The 13,658-nt window shown below is 61.6% G+C and carries 13 protein-coding genes and 1 tRNA gene; 10 read left to right on the top strand and 4 right to left on the bottom strand.

Annotated elements, in window-relative coordinates; all coding sequences use genetic code 11:
• Positions 1-120: 120 nt before the first annotated feature.
• The 10 genes from ampC (at position 121) to C2134_RS10490 (ending at position 8,462) form a co-directional block, all read left to right on the top strand.
• Positions 121-1,284, top strand: a complete 1,164-nt coding sequence (ampC, locus tag C2134_RS10535) for a class C beta-lactamase (RefSeq protein WP_103319876.1) — start codon at positions 121-123, stop codon at positions 1,282-1,284.
• Positions 1,285-1,833: 549 nt separating this feature from the next.
• Positions 1,834-1,918, top strand: a tRNA-Leu gene (locus C2134_RS10530).
• A gap of 182 nt (positions 1,919-2,100) precedes the next feature.
• Positions 2,101-2,538: a ProQ/FINO family protein gene (locus tag C2134_RS10525; RefSeq protein ID WP_103319874.1), complete on the top strand. Its 438-nt coding sequence runs from the start codon at positions 2,101-2,103 to the stop codon at positions 2,536-2,538.
• A gap of 120 nt (positions 2,539-2,658) precedes the next feature.
• Complete coding sequence (gene htpG, locus C2134_RS10520; protein WP_103319873.1) at positions 2,659-4,554, top strand: molecular chaperone HtpG; 1,896 nt, start codon at positions 2,659-2,661, stop codon at positions 4,552-4,554.
• Between the two features lie 124 nt (positions 4,555-4,678).
• The gene (locus C2134_RS10515) at positions 4,679-5,095 is read left to right on the top strand and encodes a VOC family protein (protein WP_103319871.1); all 417 of its coding nucleotides are present in this window, start codon (positions 4,679-4,681) and stop codon (positions 5,093-5,095) included.
• A gap of 44 nt (positions 5,096-5,139) precedes the next feature.
• Positions 5,140-5,724 (top strand): cysteine hydrolase family protein, encoded by a 585-nt coding sequence (locus C2134_RS10510; protein ID WP_233196415.1) that lies wholly within the window; start codon positions 5,140-5,142, stop codon positions 5,722-5,724.
• Positions 5,725-5,787: 63 nt separating this feature from the next.
• Positions 5,788-6,636, top strand: a complete 849-nt coding sequence (locus C2134_RS10505; protein WP_103319870.1) for a segregation and condensation protein A — start codon at positions 5,788-5,790, stop codon at positions 6,634-6,636.
• The gene (locus C2134_RS10500) at positions 6,633-7,442 is read left to right on the top strand and encodes a carbon-nitrogen hydrolase family protein (protein ID WP_103319868.1); all 810 of its coding nucleotides are present in this window, start codon (positions 6,633-6,635) and stop codon (positions 7,440-7,442) included. Before C2134_RS10505 ends, C2134_RS10500 begins: the two co-directional genes overlap by 4 nt.
• A 69-nt stretch (positions 7,443-7,511) precedes the next feature.
• On the top strand, positions 7,512-7,979 hold the full coding sequence (locus C2134_RS10495; RefSeq protein WP_103319866.1) for an OsmC family protein: 468 nt from the start codon (positions 7,512-7,514) through the stop codon (positions 7,977-7,979).
• 15 nt (positions 7,980-7,994) lie between these two features.
• Positions 7,995-8,462: a thioredoxin family protein gene (locus tag C2134_RS10490; protein WP_103319865.1), complete on the top strand. Its 468-nt coding sequence runs from the start codon at positions 7,995-7,997 to the stop codon at positions 8,460-8,462.
• A 39-nt stretch (positions 8,463-8,501) separates the two neighbouring features.
• Here the strand turns inward: C2134_RS10490 and C2134_RS10485 are convergent, their stop codons facing one another.
• From C2134_RS10485 to C2134_RS10470, 4 genes are all read right to left on the bottom strand, one after another.
• Positions 8,502-9,329, bottom strand: a complete 828-nt coding sequence (locus C2134_RS10485) for an undecaprenyl-diphosphate phosphatase (protein WP_103319863.1) — start codon at positions 9,327-9,329, stop codon at positions 8,502-8,504.
• A gap of 165 nt (positions 9,330-9,494) precedes the next feature.
• Entirely contained in the window at positions 9,495-11,123 is a 1,629-nt protein-coding gene (locus tag C2134_RS10480) for a methyl-accepting chemotaxis protein (RefSeq protein WP_103319952.1), read from the bottom strand.
• A 251-nt stretch (positions 11,124-11,374) separates the two neighbouring features.
• Positions 11,375-12,793: an exodeoxyribonuclease I gene (gene sbcB, locus C2134_RS10475; RefSeq protein ID WP_103319861.1), complete on the bottom strand. Its 1,419-nt coding sequence runs from the start codon at positions 12,791-12,793 to the stop codon at positions 11,375-11,377.
• Between the two features lie 67 nt (positions 12,794-12,860).
• Complete coding sequence (locus C2134_RS10470; RefSeq protein WP_103319860.1) at positions 12,861-13,649, bottom strand: enoyl-CoA hydratase-related protein; 789 nt, start codon at positions 13,647-13,649, stop codon at positions 12,861-12,863.
• Positions 13,650-13,658: the final 9 nt, after the last annotated feature.

Here is a 13,658-nt window from a genome sequence, read left to right as displayed (position 1 = left end):
CGGTTTACGTCGCCGGAAGCGGTTTGTAATGTGGCGGCATGTTTTCCCTTTCATGGCATCGCGCCGCGCAGATCCTGTGCGTCGGGAGCCGATGCCCAGTCCGCCAAGGAGTGTTTCTCGATGCGTATCCAAAAAACGTCGGCGCTGGCCGGCTTGTTGGGCTGCCTTTTCCTGTATTCCGGTTTGACCAGAGCGGCAGTGAATGCGCCGCCGGCCATTGCTCAGGTGGTGGATGCGACGATCCCGCCCTTGATGAAGACGCACGACATCCCCGGCATGGCGATAGCGGTGGTGGCCAATGGCCGGACGTACTTCTTCAATTATGGTTTTGCATCGAAACAGAGCCGCCAGCCGGTCACTCAGGACACGCTGTTTGAACTTGGCTCCATCAGCAAGACTTTTACCGGCATCTTGGGCGGCTATGCGCGGAGCCAAGGCAAGCTGTCGCTGTCCGATACGGCCGGCAGCCGCTTGCCGGCGCTGCAGGGCAGTGCCATCGGCCAGGCTACGCTATTGCAGTTGGCGACGTATACCGCAGGCGGCCTGCCGCTGCAGTTCCCGGATGCCGTAAACAGCGGGCAGCAGGCGATTGGGTATTACCAGGCTTTCCGTCCGGCTTTCGCGGCCGGAGAGCGCCGCTTGTATTCCAATCCCAGCATCGGCCTGTTTGGTTATCTGGCGGCGCAAAGCCTGGGACAGCCGTTTGACGAGGCGATGGAAAAGACGCTGTTGCCTAAGCTCGGACTGAGCAGCACCTATGTCCGGGTGCCGGCCTCCCAGATGGATCGCTATGCCTGGGGCTACGCCCGCGATGGCAAGCCGGTGCGGGTGGGTCCGGGCGCGCTCGATTCCGAGGCCTACGGCATCAAATCCAGTGCGGCGGATATGGCCAAATACATGGCGGCCAATTGGGGCGATGCCCGCTTGCGCCAAGCGCTGGACGCCAGCCATGCCGCTTATTACCGGACGGGCGACTTGGAGCAGGGCTTGGGTTGGGAGGGTTACCGCTATCCGGTGAGCTTGCAGCGCTTGCTGGCCGGCAACGCCAATGAAATGGCTTTCCAGCCGCAGCGTGTCAGCTGGCTGACTCCTGCGCGGCCGGCCAAGGAAGCGGTGTTATTGAACAAAACCGGCTCCACCAATGGTTTTGGCGCGTATGTGGCGCTGGTGCCATCCCGCAAAATCGCTGTGGTGATGCTGGCCAACCGCAATTACCCGAATGCGGCGCGCGTGACGGCGGCTTATCGCATCTTGGCGGTGCTGGATTCGGCAGGGCTGTCCTGATTGTCAGTATGTCAATAAACAGTGACGGCATGCCGCTTGGCTTCGGCTCGCGGTAGCGCTTGTAGAGCGGAGGGAAATTACGTCTTGCTGTTTGGATGTGGCGTGATTTCCCTGCTATTTAGGCTTTGAATTGTTGATATTTGATGGATTTTTCTCATTAAGCTGCTGTCTTTTTGTATATAAAAAATTAAAAATGTAAATTGCTGCTTTGTAATGAGAATGAGTAAGATATCTGTATATTATCGACTTGTAATGTTGATCCTTTTCATTGAGGACATTGTCTTTTCTGTGCCAAGCCGGCCTGACGCGCGTTGACAGTTTTTCCCTTTCTGGTTAAAGTGCTGCTCCATCCGCGTTGTGGCAATTCTTTAAAATCAGGCTGTTGTCTTCAGTGTTCCCGCTGTTACCTCTGCTGATCTGGAATTTCCTCCCAGTATCTGAATTTGCCAGTTGCCTGCGACATTTCAGGCCCGCGCGGCAAGGATTCTTGATATTTAAAATGCATTGTCAGTCCAGTTTTGCTGGGCTACAATCGCCTGCTCTGTAGCGGCCCCGGTGGTGAAATTGGTAGACACAAGGGACTTAAAATCCCTCGGCTTCGGCTGTGCCGGTTCGATTCCGGCCCGGGGCACCACGCTGAGTAAGGGCGCGATGATGATTCTGCTAGGCGTACATGCTGTCAGGTTTAATCTGGCAGCATTAAAATGACGCCAAGTGGCGCCCATCGTCTAAACTGGACAAGTGGCCGGTTGCATCACGCCTCTTGATTGGGCAGCATGCGCTGTCTTTAGCATCAATGGATCTAGATAGAAGTTCATGAAGCCAAATACTGAAACGGCACTCGGTGCTGCTCTCAAGTCTGCTGTTCAAAGCTTGTCCAAGAAAAAGCAGACCGAGATGATCGCAGATCACATTTACGGCAAGTTCGACGTGTTTCGTCAGTTCCGGCCCTTGGCGCTCGGCATTCACGAGAGCCTGATCGCTTCGCTCCCCCAGTTCGATTCCGCGTTGATCTCGCGCGTGGTAGCCAACCACTGCCGCAAGCCGCGTTATCTGAAGTCCCTGGCGCGCGGCGGCAAGCGCTTCGACCTGAGCGGCAAGCCGCAAGGCGAGGTGAGCGCGGAAGAAAAACGCGCCGCCGAGTTGCAGATGCAGCCGAAGAACGCCGCTCCGGCAGAAGAGGCCGCCCAGGTGCAGCCGGCTCCGGCTGACGCGGCGCCCGCGCAGCAGCAGGAAGGCCAGGCCGAATCCTGAGCCTGCTTGCCGGATCAAAAAGCCCTGTCTCTGGACAGGGCTTTTTGCATTTTGGGTCTTGAAATGCGCGGAACACCCACCATCTTGCAGCTATCGCCAACCTCAATAACATTGACGACCATGAGTGCACAGAAAGAAACCCTGGGTTTTCAGACCGAAGTGAAACAGCTGCTGAAGCTGATGATCCACTCCTTGTATTCCAACAAGGAGATCTTCCTGCGTGAACTGATCTCCAATGCGTCGGACGCGGCCGACAAGCTGCGCTTCGAGGGCATGGCCAAGCCGGAGCTGTTCGAGGAAGATCCGGAGCTGAAGATCCGCATCACCTTCGACAAGGATGCCCGCACCGTCACCATCGCCGACAACGGCATCGGCATGAGCCGCGACGAAGTGGTGGCCAATATCGGCACCATCGCCAAATCCGGCACCAAGGCCTTCTTCGAGCAGTTGTCCGGCGACGCCAAGAAGGATGCCAACCTGATCGGCCAGTTCGGCGTCGGCTTCTACTCCGCCTTCATCGTGGCCGACAAGGTGACGCTGACCACCCGCCGCGCAGGCGAAGTCGTGGCCACCCGCTGGGAGTCGCACGGCGAGGGCGAATACACGCTGGAGCAGGTGGAGAAAGCGGAGCGCGGCACCGAGATCGTGCTGCACCTGAAGGAAGGCGAAGACGAGCTGCTGAACGACTGGCGCCTGAAGGGCATCGTCCGCAAGTACTCCGACCACATCTCCATCCCGATCGAAATGAAGAAGGGCGCCGGCTACGGCGAGAACGGCGAAGTGACCAACAGCGACGAGCTGGAAGTGGTCAACTCCGCCTCCGCGCTATGGACCCGTTCCAAGAACGACATCACCGACGAGCAGTACCAGGAATTCTACAAGCACGTAGCCCACGACTTCACCGATCCGCTGGCCTGGAGCCATGCCCGCGTAGAGGGCCGCCAGGAATACACCGAACTGCTGTACATCCCGTCGCGCGCGCCGTTCGATCTGTATGACCGCGAGCGCAAGCAGGGCGTCAAGCTGTATGTGCGCCGCGTCTTCATCATGGAAGACACCGAAAAGCTGATGCCGCACTACCTGCGTTTCGTGCGCGGCGTGATCGACAGCAACGACCTGCCGCTGAACGTCTCGCGCGAAATCCTGCAAGAGAGCAAGGATATCGACGCCATCCGCGCTGGTTGCGTCAAGAAGGTATTGGGCTTGCTGGAAGACCTGTCCGCCAATCAGCCGGAAAAGTACGCCGCGTTCTGGAAAGAATTCGGCCAGGTGCTGAAGGAAGGCGTGGGCGAAGACTTCGCCAACAAGGAGCGTATCGCCAAGCTGCTGCGTTTCACCACCACGGCATCCGAGGGCGAGGATCCTACCGTCACGCTGGCCGACTATATCGGCCGCATGAAGGAAGGCCAGGACAAGATCTACTACATCACCGCCGATACGCTGGCGGCGGCCAAGAACAGCCCGCACCTGGAAGTGTTCAAGAAGAAGGGCGTGGAAGTGCTGCTGCTGACCGACCGCGTCGACGAATGGGTGGTCGGCTCGCTGTTCGAGTTCGACGGCAAGCAGCTGCAATCGGTCGCCAAGGGCGCGCTGGACTTGGGCAAGTTGGAAGACGAAGCCGACAAGGAAGCGCAGAAGCAGGTTGAGGAGGCGTCCAAGCCGGTGGTGGAAAAAGTGCAGAAGGCGCTGGGCGACAAGGTGAAGGAAGTGCGCGCCACGGCCCGCCTGGTGGAAAGCCCGGCCTGCCTGGTGGCCGGCGAGCACGATATGAGCGCCCACCTGGAACGCATGCTGAAGGCCGCCGGCCAGAAGATCGAAGGCAGCAAGCCGACGCTGGAAATCAACCCGGAACACGTGCTGGTGAAAAAGCTGGCCGAAGAGTCCGACGAGGCCCGCGCCGGCGATCTGGCCGCTGTGCTGTACGACCAAGCCTTGCTGGCCGAGGGCGGCAAGCTGGAAGACCCGGCCTCCTTCGTCAAGCGCATCAACAAGCTGATGCTGGAGCTGTCGGCCTGATAGCCTGGCAATCCGCTAGAACATTTCCTGTTCTGAAGAAACCGCCCTTTCGCAGGGCGGTTTTTTTATTGCCATTCTCATACAATCAAGTTCCCGCTATTCCTTCCCCAAGCAGGAGCGTGCGATGAACCAGACCAGAGCCTTGCCAGGCGTCTATCCGTGCTTGTGTTACGACGATGCCGTTGCGGCGATGGCGTGGCTGCAGCGGGTATTCGGTTTCCAACAGCGCTTTGCCGTGATCGAGGAGGGCCGAGTGTTGCACTCGGAGTTGAGTCTGGGCAACGCCGTGATCATGTTGTCCAGCCCCAAGCCCGAGCAACAGTGGGTCAGCGCGCGCAGCGTGTCCGGTCTGGCCCAGGCCTTGTGCGTTTACGTGGCGGATCCTGCGGCGCATTACGAGCATGCCAATACGCAGGGGGCGCATATCGTCCAGCCGCTGAAGCGCGAGGATTACGGCGCCAGCGGCTATCTGGCGCGCGACCTGGAAGGCCAGCAATGGTATTTCAGCGACTATCTGCCGGGAGAGTATTGGCAGGCATAGTCGATATGATATGGCATCATGTCGTTTAAATTTTTTGAGACCGAATGATGCCCACCCCATTTTGTTTCACTTCCTCTTCGCCCTTGCTATTGCTGATCGATATGCAACAGGCTGTCGATCATCCCGACTGGGGCCCGCGCAACCATCCGCAGGCGGAGCAGGTGTGTGGTCATCTGTTAGCTGGTTGGCGTCAGCGCGGCCTGCCGCTGATCCATATCCGTCACGACTCCATTGATCCAAATTCAACATATCGGCCCGGCCAAGAGGGCCATGCATTCAAGCCAGAGGTTGCGCCATTGCCGGGCGAGACGGTCATCGCCAAACAGACCAACAGTGCCTTTATCGGAACAGGTCTGGAAGCCTTGCTGCGCGATAAGGGGTGGCTGGAACTGGTCGTCGTCGGCGTCAGTACCAGCAACTCGATCGAGGCGACGGTGAGAATGGCCGGCAACCTTGGATTTAAGGTCTGGCTGGCCGAGGATGCTTGCTTTACTTTCGACAAGACCGATTGGCAGGGGCGTCATCGGCGTGCGGAAGAGGTGCACGCGATGAGCCTGGCCAACCTCGATGGCGAATACTGCCGCGTGCTGACCAGCCAAGACGTGCTGGCCGCGCTGGAGCATTCCTGATTTCATGGGGCGCTCGATGGCCTGGAGGCGCGGCCGGGTCAAGGAACTGGTATCCTAGTCGCCATGATCGCCGTACCCGATACCCCCGCCACCGGCGATGCCGCCGACTTCCAATTGACCGCGCCAGAGTTGCCGCCCAGCGTGCCGATTGCGCACGTTTTCGGCCAGCCGGTGCTGGAAGTGCCGCAAGACTTGTTCATCCCCCCCGACGCGCTGCAGGTCATTCTGGAGAGCTTCGAAGGTCCGCTTGATCTGCTGCTGTACCTGATCCGCAAGCAGAACCTCGATGTGCTGAACATCCCCATGGCGGAGATTACCGCCCAGTACCTGTCCTACATCGACGCGATGCAGCATGGACGGCTGGAGCTGGCGGCGGAGTATCTGCTGATGGCGGCGCTGCTGATCGAGATCAAATCGCGGCTGCTGCTGCCGCGTCCGCCACTGGACGAGGACGGCGAGCCGGACGATCCGCGCGCCGAGCTGGTGCGCCGCTTGCTGGAGTATGAGCAGATGAAGCTGGCGGCGCTGGAGCTGGACAGGATTCCGCAGGCCGACCGCGATTTCGCCTGGCTGGCGGTGCTGGTGGAGCAGTCCGCCGAGCAACGGCTGCCCGATGTCAGCGCCGCCGACCTGCGCCAGGCCTGGATGGCCATCTTGTCGCGCGCCAAGCATAGACGCCACCACAAGGTGGAGAAGGATGAGCTGTCGGTGCGCGAGCAGATGAGCTGGATTCTGCGCTACTTGGACGGCAAGGAGTATGTGCCGTTCGAGGAGCTGTTCGACATCGACAAGGGCGTGGCGCACTTGGTGGTCAATTTCATCGCCGTGCTGGAGCTGGTGAAGGAGGGCATGGTCAAGGTCAGCCAGGACGCGCCGTACCAGCCCATTTATGTGAGGATCGCGCTGGTATGAGCACGATTTGCCTAGCCCTGGCGCAGTATTGCGCCCCGGATGACGCCTCTCGCCGCCTGCCGCTGTTGCGGCAGTGGTGCGCAGAAGCCGCGGCGGGCGGTGCGAGCCTGCTGCTGTTGCCGGAGATGTGGTCCACCGGCTACGCGCCGGAGCGGATGGATCATGCCCATGCCTGGGAGGACGGCGAACCGGCGTTGGCCGCAGTGGCCAGTCTGGCGGCCGAGCATGGTTTGGCTATAGGTCTGACTTATCTGGCGCGCCATCATGGCGCCTTGCGCAACCGGCTGCGCCTGTATGGCGCGGACGGCGCTCTGGCCTTGCAGTACGACAAGGTCCACATCTGCGATTTCACCGATGGCACGGAAACGGCGCTGCAAGGCGGCGATGGTTTCGCCTGCGCTGATCTGGCCTTGGGCGGCGAAACCTTGCGCGTCGGCGCGATGATTTGTTACGACCGCGAATTCCCGGAGGCCGGCCGCGCCTTGATGCGGCAGGGCGCGGAGCTGGTGCTGGTGCCGAATGCCTGCCCGATGCGCCACGATGCCGAGCTGGGCGATGTCCGTCTGCAGCAGTTGCGCGGCCGGGCGCTGGAGAACCGCTGCGCCATCGCCTTGTGCAACTATCCTGCGCCGCAGTATGACGGCGCCAGCTGTCTGATCGACGCGCGCGGCCGTTTGCTGGCGTGTGCGGACGACGGCCCGACGCTGCTGATGGCGGAGCTGGATCTGGATGCGCTGCGGCATTGGCGCGCGGAACAGGACGAGGTGTGGGGCGAGAGCGCGCTGCGGCCCACATATTATCGCTGAGCGTCTGTCTATGTTTTTGTCATTGCTGTGCTATTATTTTTGCCGTGAAATTGACCAGGGGCAGGACGAATGGCGCAGCATCAGGCGGAGGTGTTATGGCAGCGCGCCGGGCAGGATTTTCTGGACCGCCGCTATAGCCGCAAGCATGTTTTGAAATTCGATGGCGGCGCGGAGGTAAGCGGGTCGTCCTCGCCGCATGTGGTTCCCGTGCCGTACTCCGATCCCGCCGCAGTGGATCCGGAAGAGGCTTTCATCGCCGCCTTGTCCAGCTGCCATATGCTGTGGTTTCTGGACCTGGCCGCCCGCGCCGGTTTCCGGGTGGACGAATACCATGACGTCGCCGTCGGCGAGATGGGCAAGAATGAGGACGGCAAAGCCTGGGTCGCGCGCGTCACCCTGCAGCCCAAGGTCGCTTTTTCCGGCGACACGCTGCCGACGCCGGAGCAGCATGAGCGGCTGCACCACGCCGCCCATGCCGAATGTTTCATCGCCCTCTCGGTAAAGACCGAAGTATTGTGCCAGCCGCGGCTGGATTGATTCAGGAGAGCTCCCATGCGCAAGTTTCTCATCCTGCTGTCGCTGCTGCTGGCCAGCGCCGCTACGCTTGCCGGCGATTTGCCGTATGACGAAAAAGCCGACGCACAGGCCGAACTGCGGCAGACGCTGGCCGCAGCGCGGCAAAGCCATCAGCCGGTGCTGTTGATCCTGGGCGCCAACTGGTGCGAGGACTGCCGCGCGCTGGATGCGGCGCTGAAGACGGGCAAGAGCGCCGATCTGCTGGCGAGGGAATTCAAGGTGGTGAAGGTGGATGTCGGCAATTTCGACCATAACCTCGACATCGACGCCGCTTACGGCCACCCTATCGCCAAGGGCATTCCGGCGGCGGTGGTGCTGTCGCCGGACAACGAGGTGATCTACGCCACCCGCGCCGGCGAACTGGCCGACGCGCGGCGCATGAGCGAGACTGGCATCTACGAATTCTTCGAACGCGTCAGCAAAGTCGGGCGGGATGCGAAGTAGGGCGGGCAGGCCCGCAGGCTTTGCCCGCGGCGCGCGTTTTTAACCGGCGCTCCAGTTCACCAAGCCAGTCTGCCAGCTGGCCAGCACGATCAGGCCAAAAGCGATTCGATACCAGGCGAACACGGCGAAGCTGTGGGTGGAGATGAAGCGCAGCAGCGCGCGGATGGCCAGGAAGGCGAAGACGAAGGACGCGATAAAGCCGACGGCGAACACGCCGATGTCGTCCGCGCTCAGCGCCTCGCGGTGCTTGATCAGGCTGTACAGCGAAGCCGCGCCTAGCGTGGGAATGCCGAGGAAGAACGAGAACTCCGTCGCCGCCTTGCGCGACAGGCCCAGAAACAGGCCGCCGATGATGGTGGCGCCGGAGCGGCTGGTGCCGGGAATCAGCGCCAGGCATTGGCACAGCCCCACTTTCAAGGCGTCCTTCAGGCTCAGATCGTCCACCGTCTCCACCGCCACCTTGTGCTGCCGCTTTTCCGCCCACAGGATGATCAAGCCGCCTACGATGAAGGCGACAGCCACGCAGACCGGGTTGAACAGCACCGCCTTGATCTGCTTGGAGAACAGCAGGCCGGCAATGGCTGCCGGGATGAAGGCGATGACAATGCCCAGCAGCAGATTGCGCTCGCTGCCGGGGCGGATGGCGCCGCTGACGGTGCGGCCTATCTTGGCGCGGTATTCCCACACCACCGCCAGCATGGCGCCCAGCTGAATGAAGATCTCGTAGACGTCGCGCTTTTCCATGTCGAGAAAGTTCAGCAGGTCGCCGGTCAGGATCAGGTGGCCGGTGGAGGAAATGGGCAGGAATTCGGTGATGCCTTCCACCAAGCCCATGATCAGGGAGTGGAACAACAGGATCGGGTCCATGGCGTGTCGGTGCGATAGTTGTAGTTGGGGTGGCGCGATTATAAATGAGAAACGCATGCCGTGTTGGCAGCTTGTTGCGGCTGGCTTTGCTATGCGATCTGAAGATTGCCGGCAAAAAAAGCTGCGCCGATAGGCGCAGCCTGATGTCGGTAGCGCGCGGTTAAGCTATAGCCGGAAGCGCGTAGCAACGCTTTGCAGATTGGCGGACAGCGCATTCAACTGGCTGGAGGTGGTGGCCAGCTCCTGCACGGTGGCGTTGTTCTCCTCGGCCATGCGAGACACTTTTTCCATATCCTGCGCCAGGCTCAAGCTGGTGCTGCGCTGTTCGGTCAGCGCGCCGGTGATGCTGTGGATGGTGCGAATGATGGTGTCGGCGCTGGTTTCGATTTCCTTCATCGATAGCGATGCCTGCTCCGCAGTGCCGGACACGCCCTCCACGCAATCCAGGCTTTGACCCATGCTGTGCACCACCTGGCCCACGCCTTGCTGGATGGAGCCTATCATGGCGGTGATTTCCTGGGCCGAGGTGGTGGTGCGCTCGGCCAGCTTGCGCACTTCGTCGGCCACCACGGCGAAGCCGCGGCCGGTTTCTCCGGCGCGGGCGGCTTCGATGGCGGCGTTCAGTGCCAGCAAATTGGTCTGGTCGGCTACATCGCGGATCACGGTGACGATATTGCCTATCTGCTGAACCTCACGCGTCAGGCTGTTCATCTGCTTCGCCGTGTCATCCACCGAGGTGGTGACGAAGCGGATCTTGCCGACGGATTCCAGCACCTCGGTGCCGCCGCGATTGGCCAGCTGCCCTGCGGCCTGCGCCTGCTGCGAGGCCTCGCTGGAGTTGTCCGCCACCTGATTGATGCTGACGGTCAGTTGTTCGATGGACGCGGCGGCCGACGAGGTGGCTTCGGCCTGGGTCTGAGCGCCGGTGGCCACCTGTTGCGCCATGCCGGACAACGCTCGCGCCGAATCCGATACCTGGTAGGCGTTTTCCTGGATACTTTGTACCATCTGGCGCAGGCCGTCGCGCATTTCCTGGATGTCGCGGGCGATCTGCATCGCTTCGTCGCGGGCTGGGGGGATAGGTTCGCTGTCCCCGGCCAGATTGCCCTGCTTGATCTGATGCACCAGATCGGCCGACTTGCGCAGCGGAGAGGTGATCAAGTGCGAGATCCACAATGCGACCACGACCGCGAGCAGCAGCGACGCCAGAGCCGTGGCGAGCAGGATGATCACCGCATCCCGGCTGGACTCCAGCGCGATCACCATCGATTTATCCAGCCGGCCTTGCTGACGGTCGCGCAGCGACAGCAGCGAGTTGATGAAGTTGTTGTTGGCCGGCGCGAACTTGGTTTCCAGAAAATCGCGGGCGGCATCGGTCTGGTGACTGCGAATCAGCGCATACAAGGGCTCGAATAGTGGTCGTTGCTCATCTTGTGCTTGCCGGATTTTCGCGAACAAAGCCCTGCCTTCCGGAGTGGACAGCATGGGCTCCATTTTTTCCAGGTCGGCGCGGTTGCTGTCGCGTCTCGCATTCACTTCCTGAATTTTCTTTTCCGCCGTGCCGCTGTCGCGCGCCAGCACGCCATCCCGCACTTCGCGGCTGATGTAGAGCAGATTCAGGGCGATGCGTTGGGACAGAATGATCTTGGGGTAGCGGTCCTCCTTGATCTCTGTGACGTTGTTCTGAATGGTCTGCAGTTTGTTGTAGGCCACGACGACGACGACGCAGAGCAGCAGGATCAGCAGCGAGAAACCGCCGAGCAGTTTTTGTCGAACGGTGAGTTGGTGCAGCATGCAAGCCTCCTGGTTCGCATTTTTGATTCCCATATAAATGGTTCTAGCGCACTAGATAATGAAAATTCATAAGGGGAAACGCGTAGGAGGGCAGAAAAACGGGCCGAGGGACCGGCTTGCGGAGGGGGCGGACTCGCCCCAATACCGCGCGGCGGCTTGCCGGGCAAGGGCTGAGGGCGGGCAAGAGGGCGTTGACCGCTACCATGCTGGCAGAGCGCGCCGGCGCTCTGCCAATCGTCGCTTACTGGGCGTTAGTCCAGCTCGACTTGCAGATTCGCGGCATAATCCGCCACTTGTCGCAACAGCTGCCTATGCTCGGGCGGGAGCTCGCTTGCCTCTAGCTCCGCCATTTCCCTTTGGAAGCCTGGCAGGGCGGCGGCCAGCCGTTCCCGGCACCATTGCTTCCAGCGACGCTGGTCGCTGTCGGACAAGGAGTCGGGAAAGTTGCGAGCGCGGTAGCGGAACAGCAGTTCCGCCAACTGCGGATCTTCAAACAGCGCCATCTCGCCGGCCAGCTGCGGGGCGGACAGCCGGCGCATTTTCTGCAGCACCTTGCGGTCGTTGTTGGAAACGAAGCCGCCGTACAGGTTTTCGTCGACGTCCAGCGGGTCGCCTGCTTCGCGTTGATAGACGCGGCGCCACAGCGCGGACAGGTCCGGCAAGGTTTTCGCTGCCTCGGCGTGGCGGCGCATGGCGGCCAGGTCCATGCCCCAGCGCGCCGCGGCTTCCTCGCTCAATACCTTGAGATTGGCGACCACGAACGGCGATTTGTTGATGTGAATGGTCTTGATCGGCAGCCGTTGCGTGCCTGCCGGCAGTTCGTCGGCGCGGCTGAACAGGCGCAGACGGATGTCGTCGGCGGACAGGCCGCGCAGCTCGGCCGGATCATGCGCCAGGTCCCAGACGATGACCTCGTTGGCGTTGGTCGGGTGAGCGGCCAGCGGCCACACCAGGGCCAGATTGCCGCGCTCGACGCCATACATGCCGGAAACGTGCAGCACCGGCTTGGGGTCGTGCAAGGACAGCTGCACCTTGACTGCATCCTTTTTGCGCAGCGTCAGGTAGTAATCGAACAGCTTGGGTTGGCGCTGGCGGATCAATCTGGCCAGGGCGATGGTGGCGCGCACGTCGGACAGCGCGTCGTGAGCCGATTCATGCGCCAGGCCGTTGGCGGCGGACAGGTGTTCCAGCTTGAAGCTGACGCGGCCGTCTTCGTGCTGAGGCCAGACGATGCCGTCCGGCCGCAGCGCGTAGGTGGCGCGCACCAGGTCCAGCAGATCCCAGCGCCCGCAGTGGTTCTGCCATTCGCGCGCGTAAGGGTCGATCAGGTTGCGCCAGAACAGAAAGCGGGTGACCTCGTCGTCGAAGCGCAGCGAGTTGTAGCCGACGCCTATGGTGGCCGGCGTGGCCAGTTCGCGTTCTATCACGCCGGCGAACTCATGCTCGGCCACGCCGCGCTCGCGGCATAGCTGCGGCGTGATGCCGGTCAGCAGGGTGGCCTGCAGCGTGGGCAGGTAGTCGGGCGCCGGGCGGCAGTACAGCATCACCGGTTCGCCGATTTCGTTCAGTTCGGCATCGGTGCGGATGCCGGCGAATTGCGACGGGCGGTCGCGGCGCGGCACGGCGCCGAAGGTTTCGTAGTCGTGCCAGAAGAAGGTGTGGTTGGACATGGGGAACCAGGCAATCGTCGATGCGGGCTATTGTCGCATCGACGCGCCCCGATGAGCCAGCCGGGCGTCACTCCAGCCAGGACGGCTTGCGCATTTCGATCAGCGCCTGGATGCCTTCGCGGCCCTCGTCGCTCATGCGCACCGCGAGGCTGTGTTCGATGCAGCGCTGTATCACCTGCGGCGTGATGTCCTGATGCCCGACTTCTCCCACCAGATGCTTGGCGGCGCGCATCGCCGCCGGGCCGTTCAGCAGCAGCTGCGCCAGCATGTGCTGGACGGCGGCGTCCAGTTCATCGTTCTCCAATACCTGATGAATCAATCCCAGCCGTTTGGCCTTGCCGGCATTGAAGCGTTCGGCGCTGATGCAATAGCGGCGGGTGGGGCGCTCGCCGATGGCGCGCACCAGGTAAGGTATCGCCAATGCCGGAATCTGGCCGAAACGGACATCGGACAGGCTGAACAAGGCCTCCGATGCGCCGATGGCGATGTCGCAACAGGCGACCAGCGCCACGCCCAGGCCAAAAGCCGAGCCTTGCACGCGGGCCACTGTCGGCTGGGGCAGGGTGTCCAGCGTGTGCAGCAGCCGTGCGTGCTGCTGCGCGTAGCGGTTGAGGTCGCTGGCGCTGAACTGCGACAAGCGGCGCAGCCAGTCGGGGTCATGGCCGGCGGAGAAGCTGATGCCGCTGCCGGTGAGCACCACCGCTCGCACCGAATTGTCCTCGGCCAGCGTCTCCAGCGTGGCGGCCAGCAGGCTGATGGCTTCATCATCCAGCGCGTTGTGCAGATCGGCGCGGTTCAGCGTCACGGTGGCGACGCCCTGTTTGTCAACATTCAACAGTACGGCTTCAGCGCTCATCGAGTCTTC

It is taken from the genome of Chromobacterium sinusclupearum (assembly GCF_002902845.1).
Taxonomy (GTDB): Bacteria; Pseudomonadota; Gammaproteobacteria; order Burkholderiales; family Chromobacteriaceae; genus Chromobacterium; species Chromobacterium sinusclupearum.
Note: the sequence above shows the minus strand (reverse complement) of the source record. Positions and strands in the feature narration are given on the sequence as shown.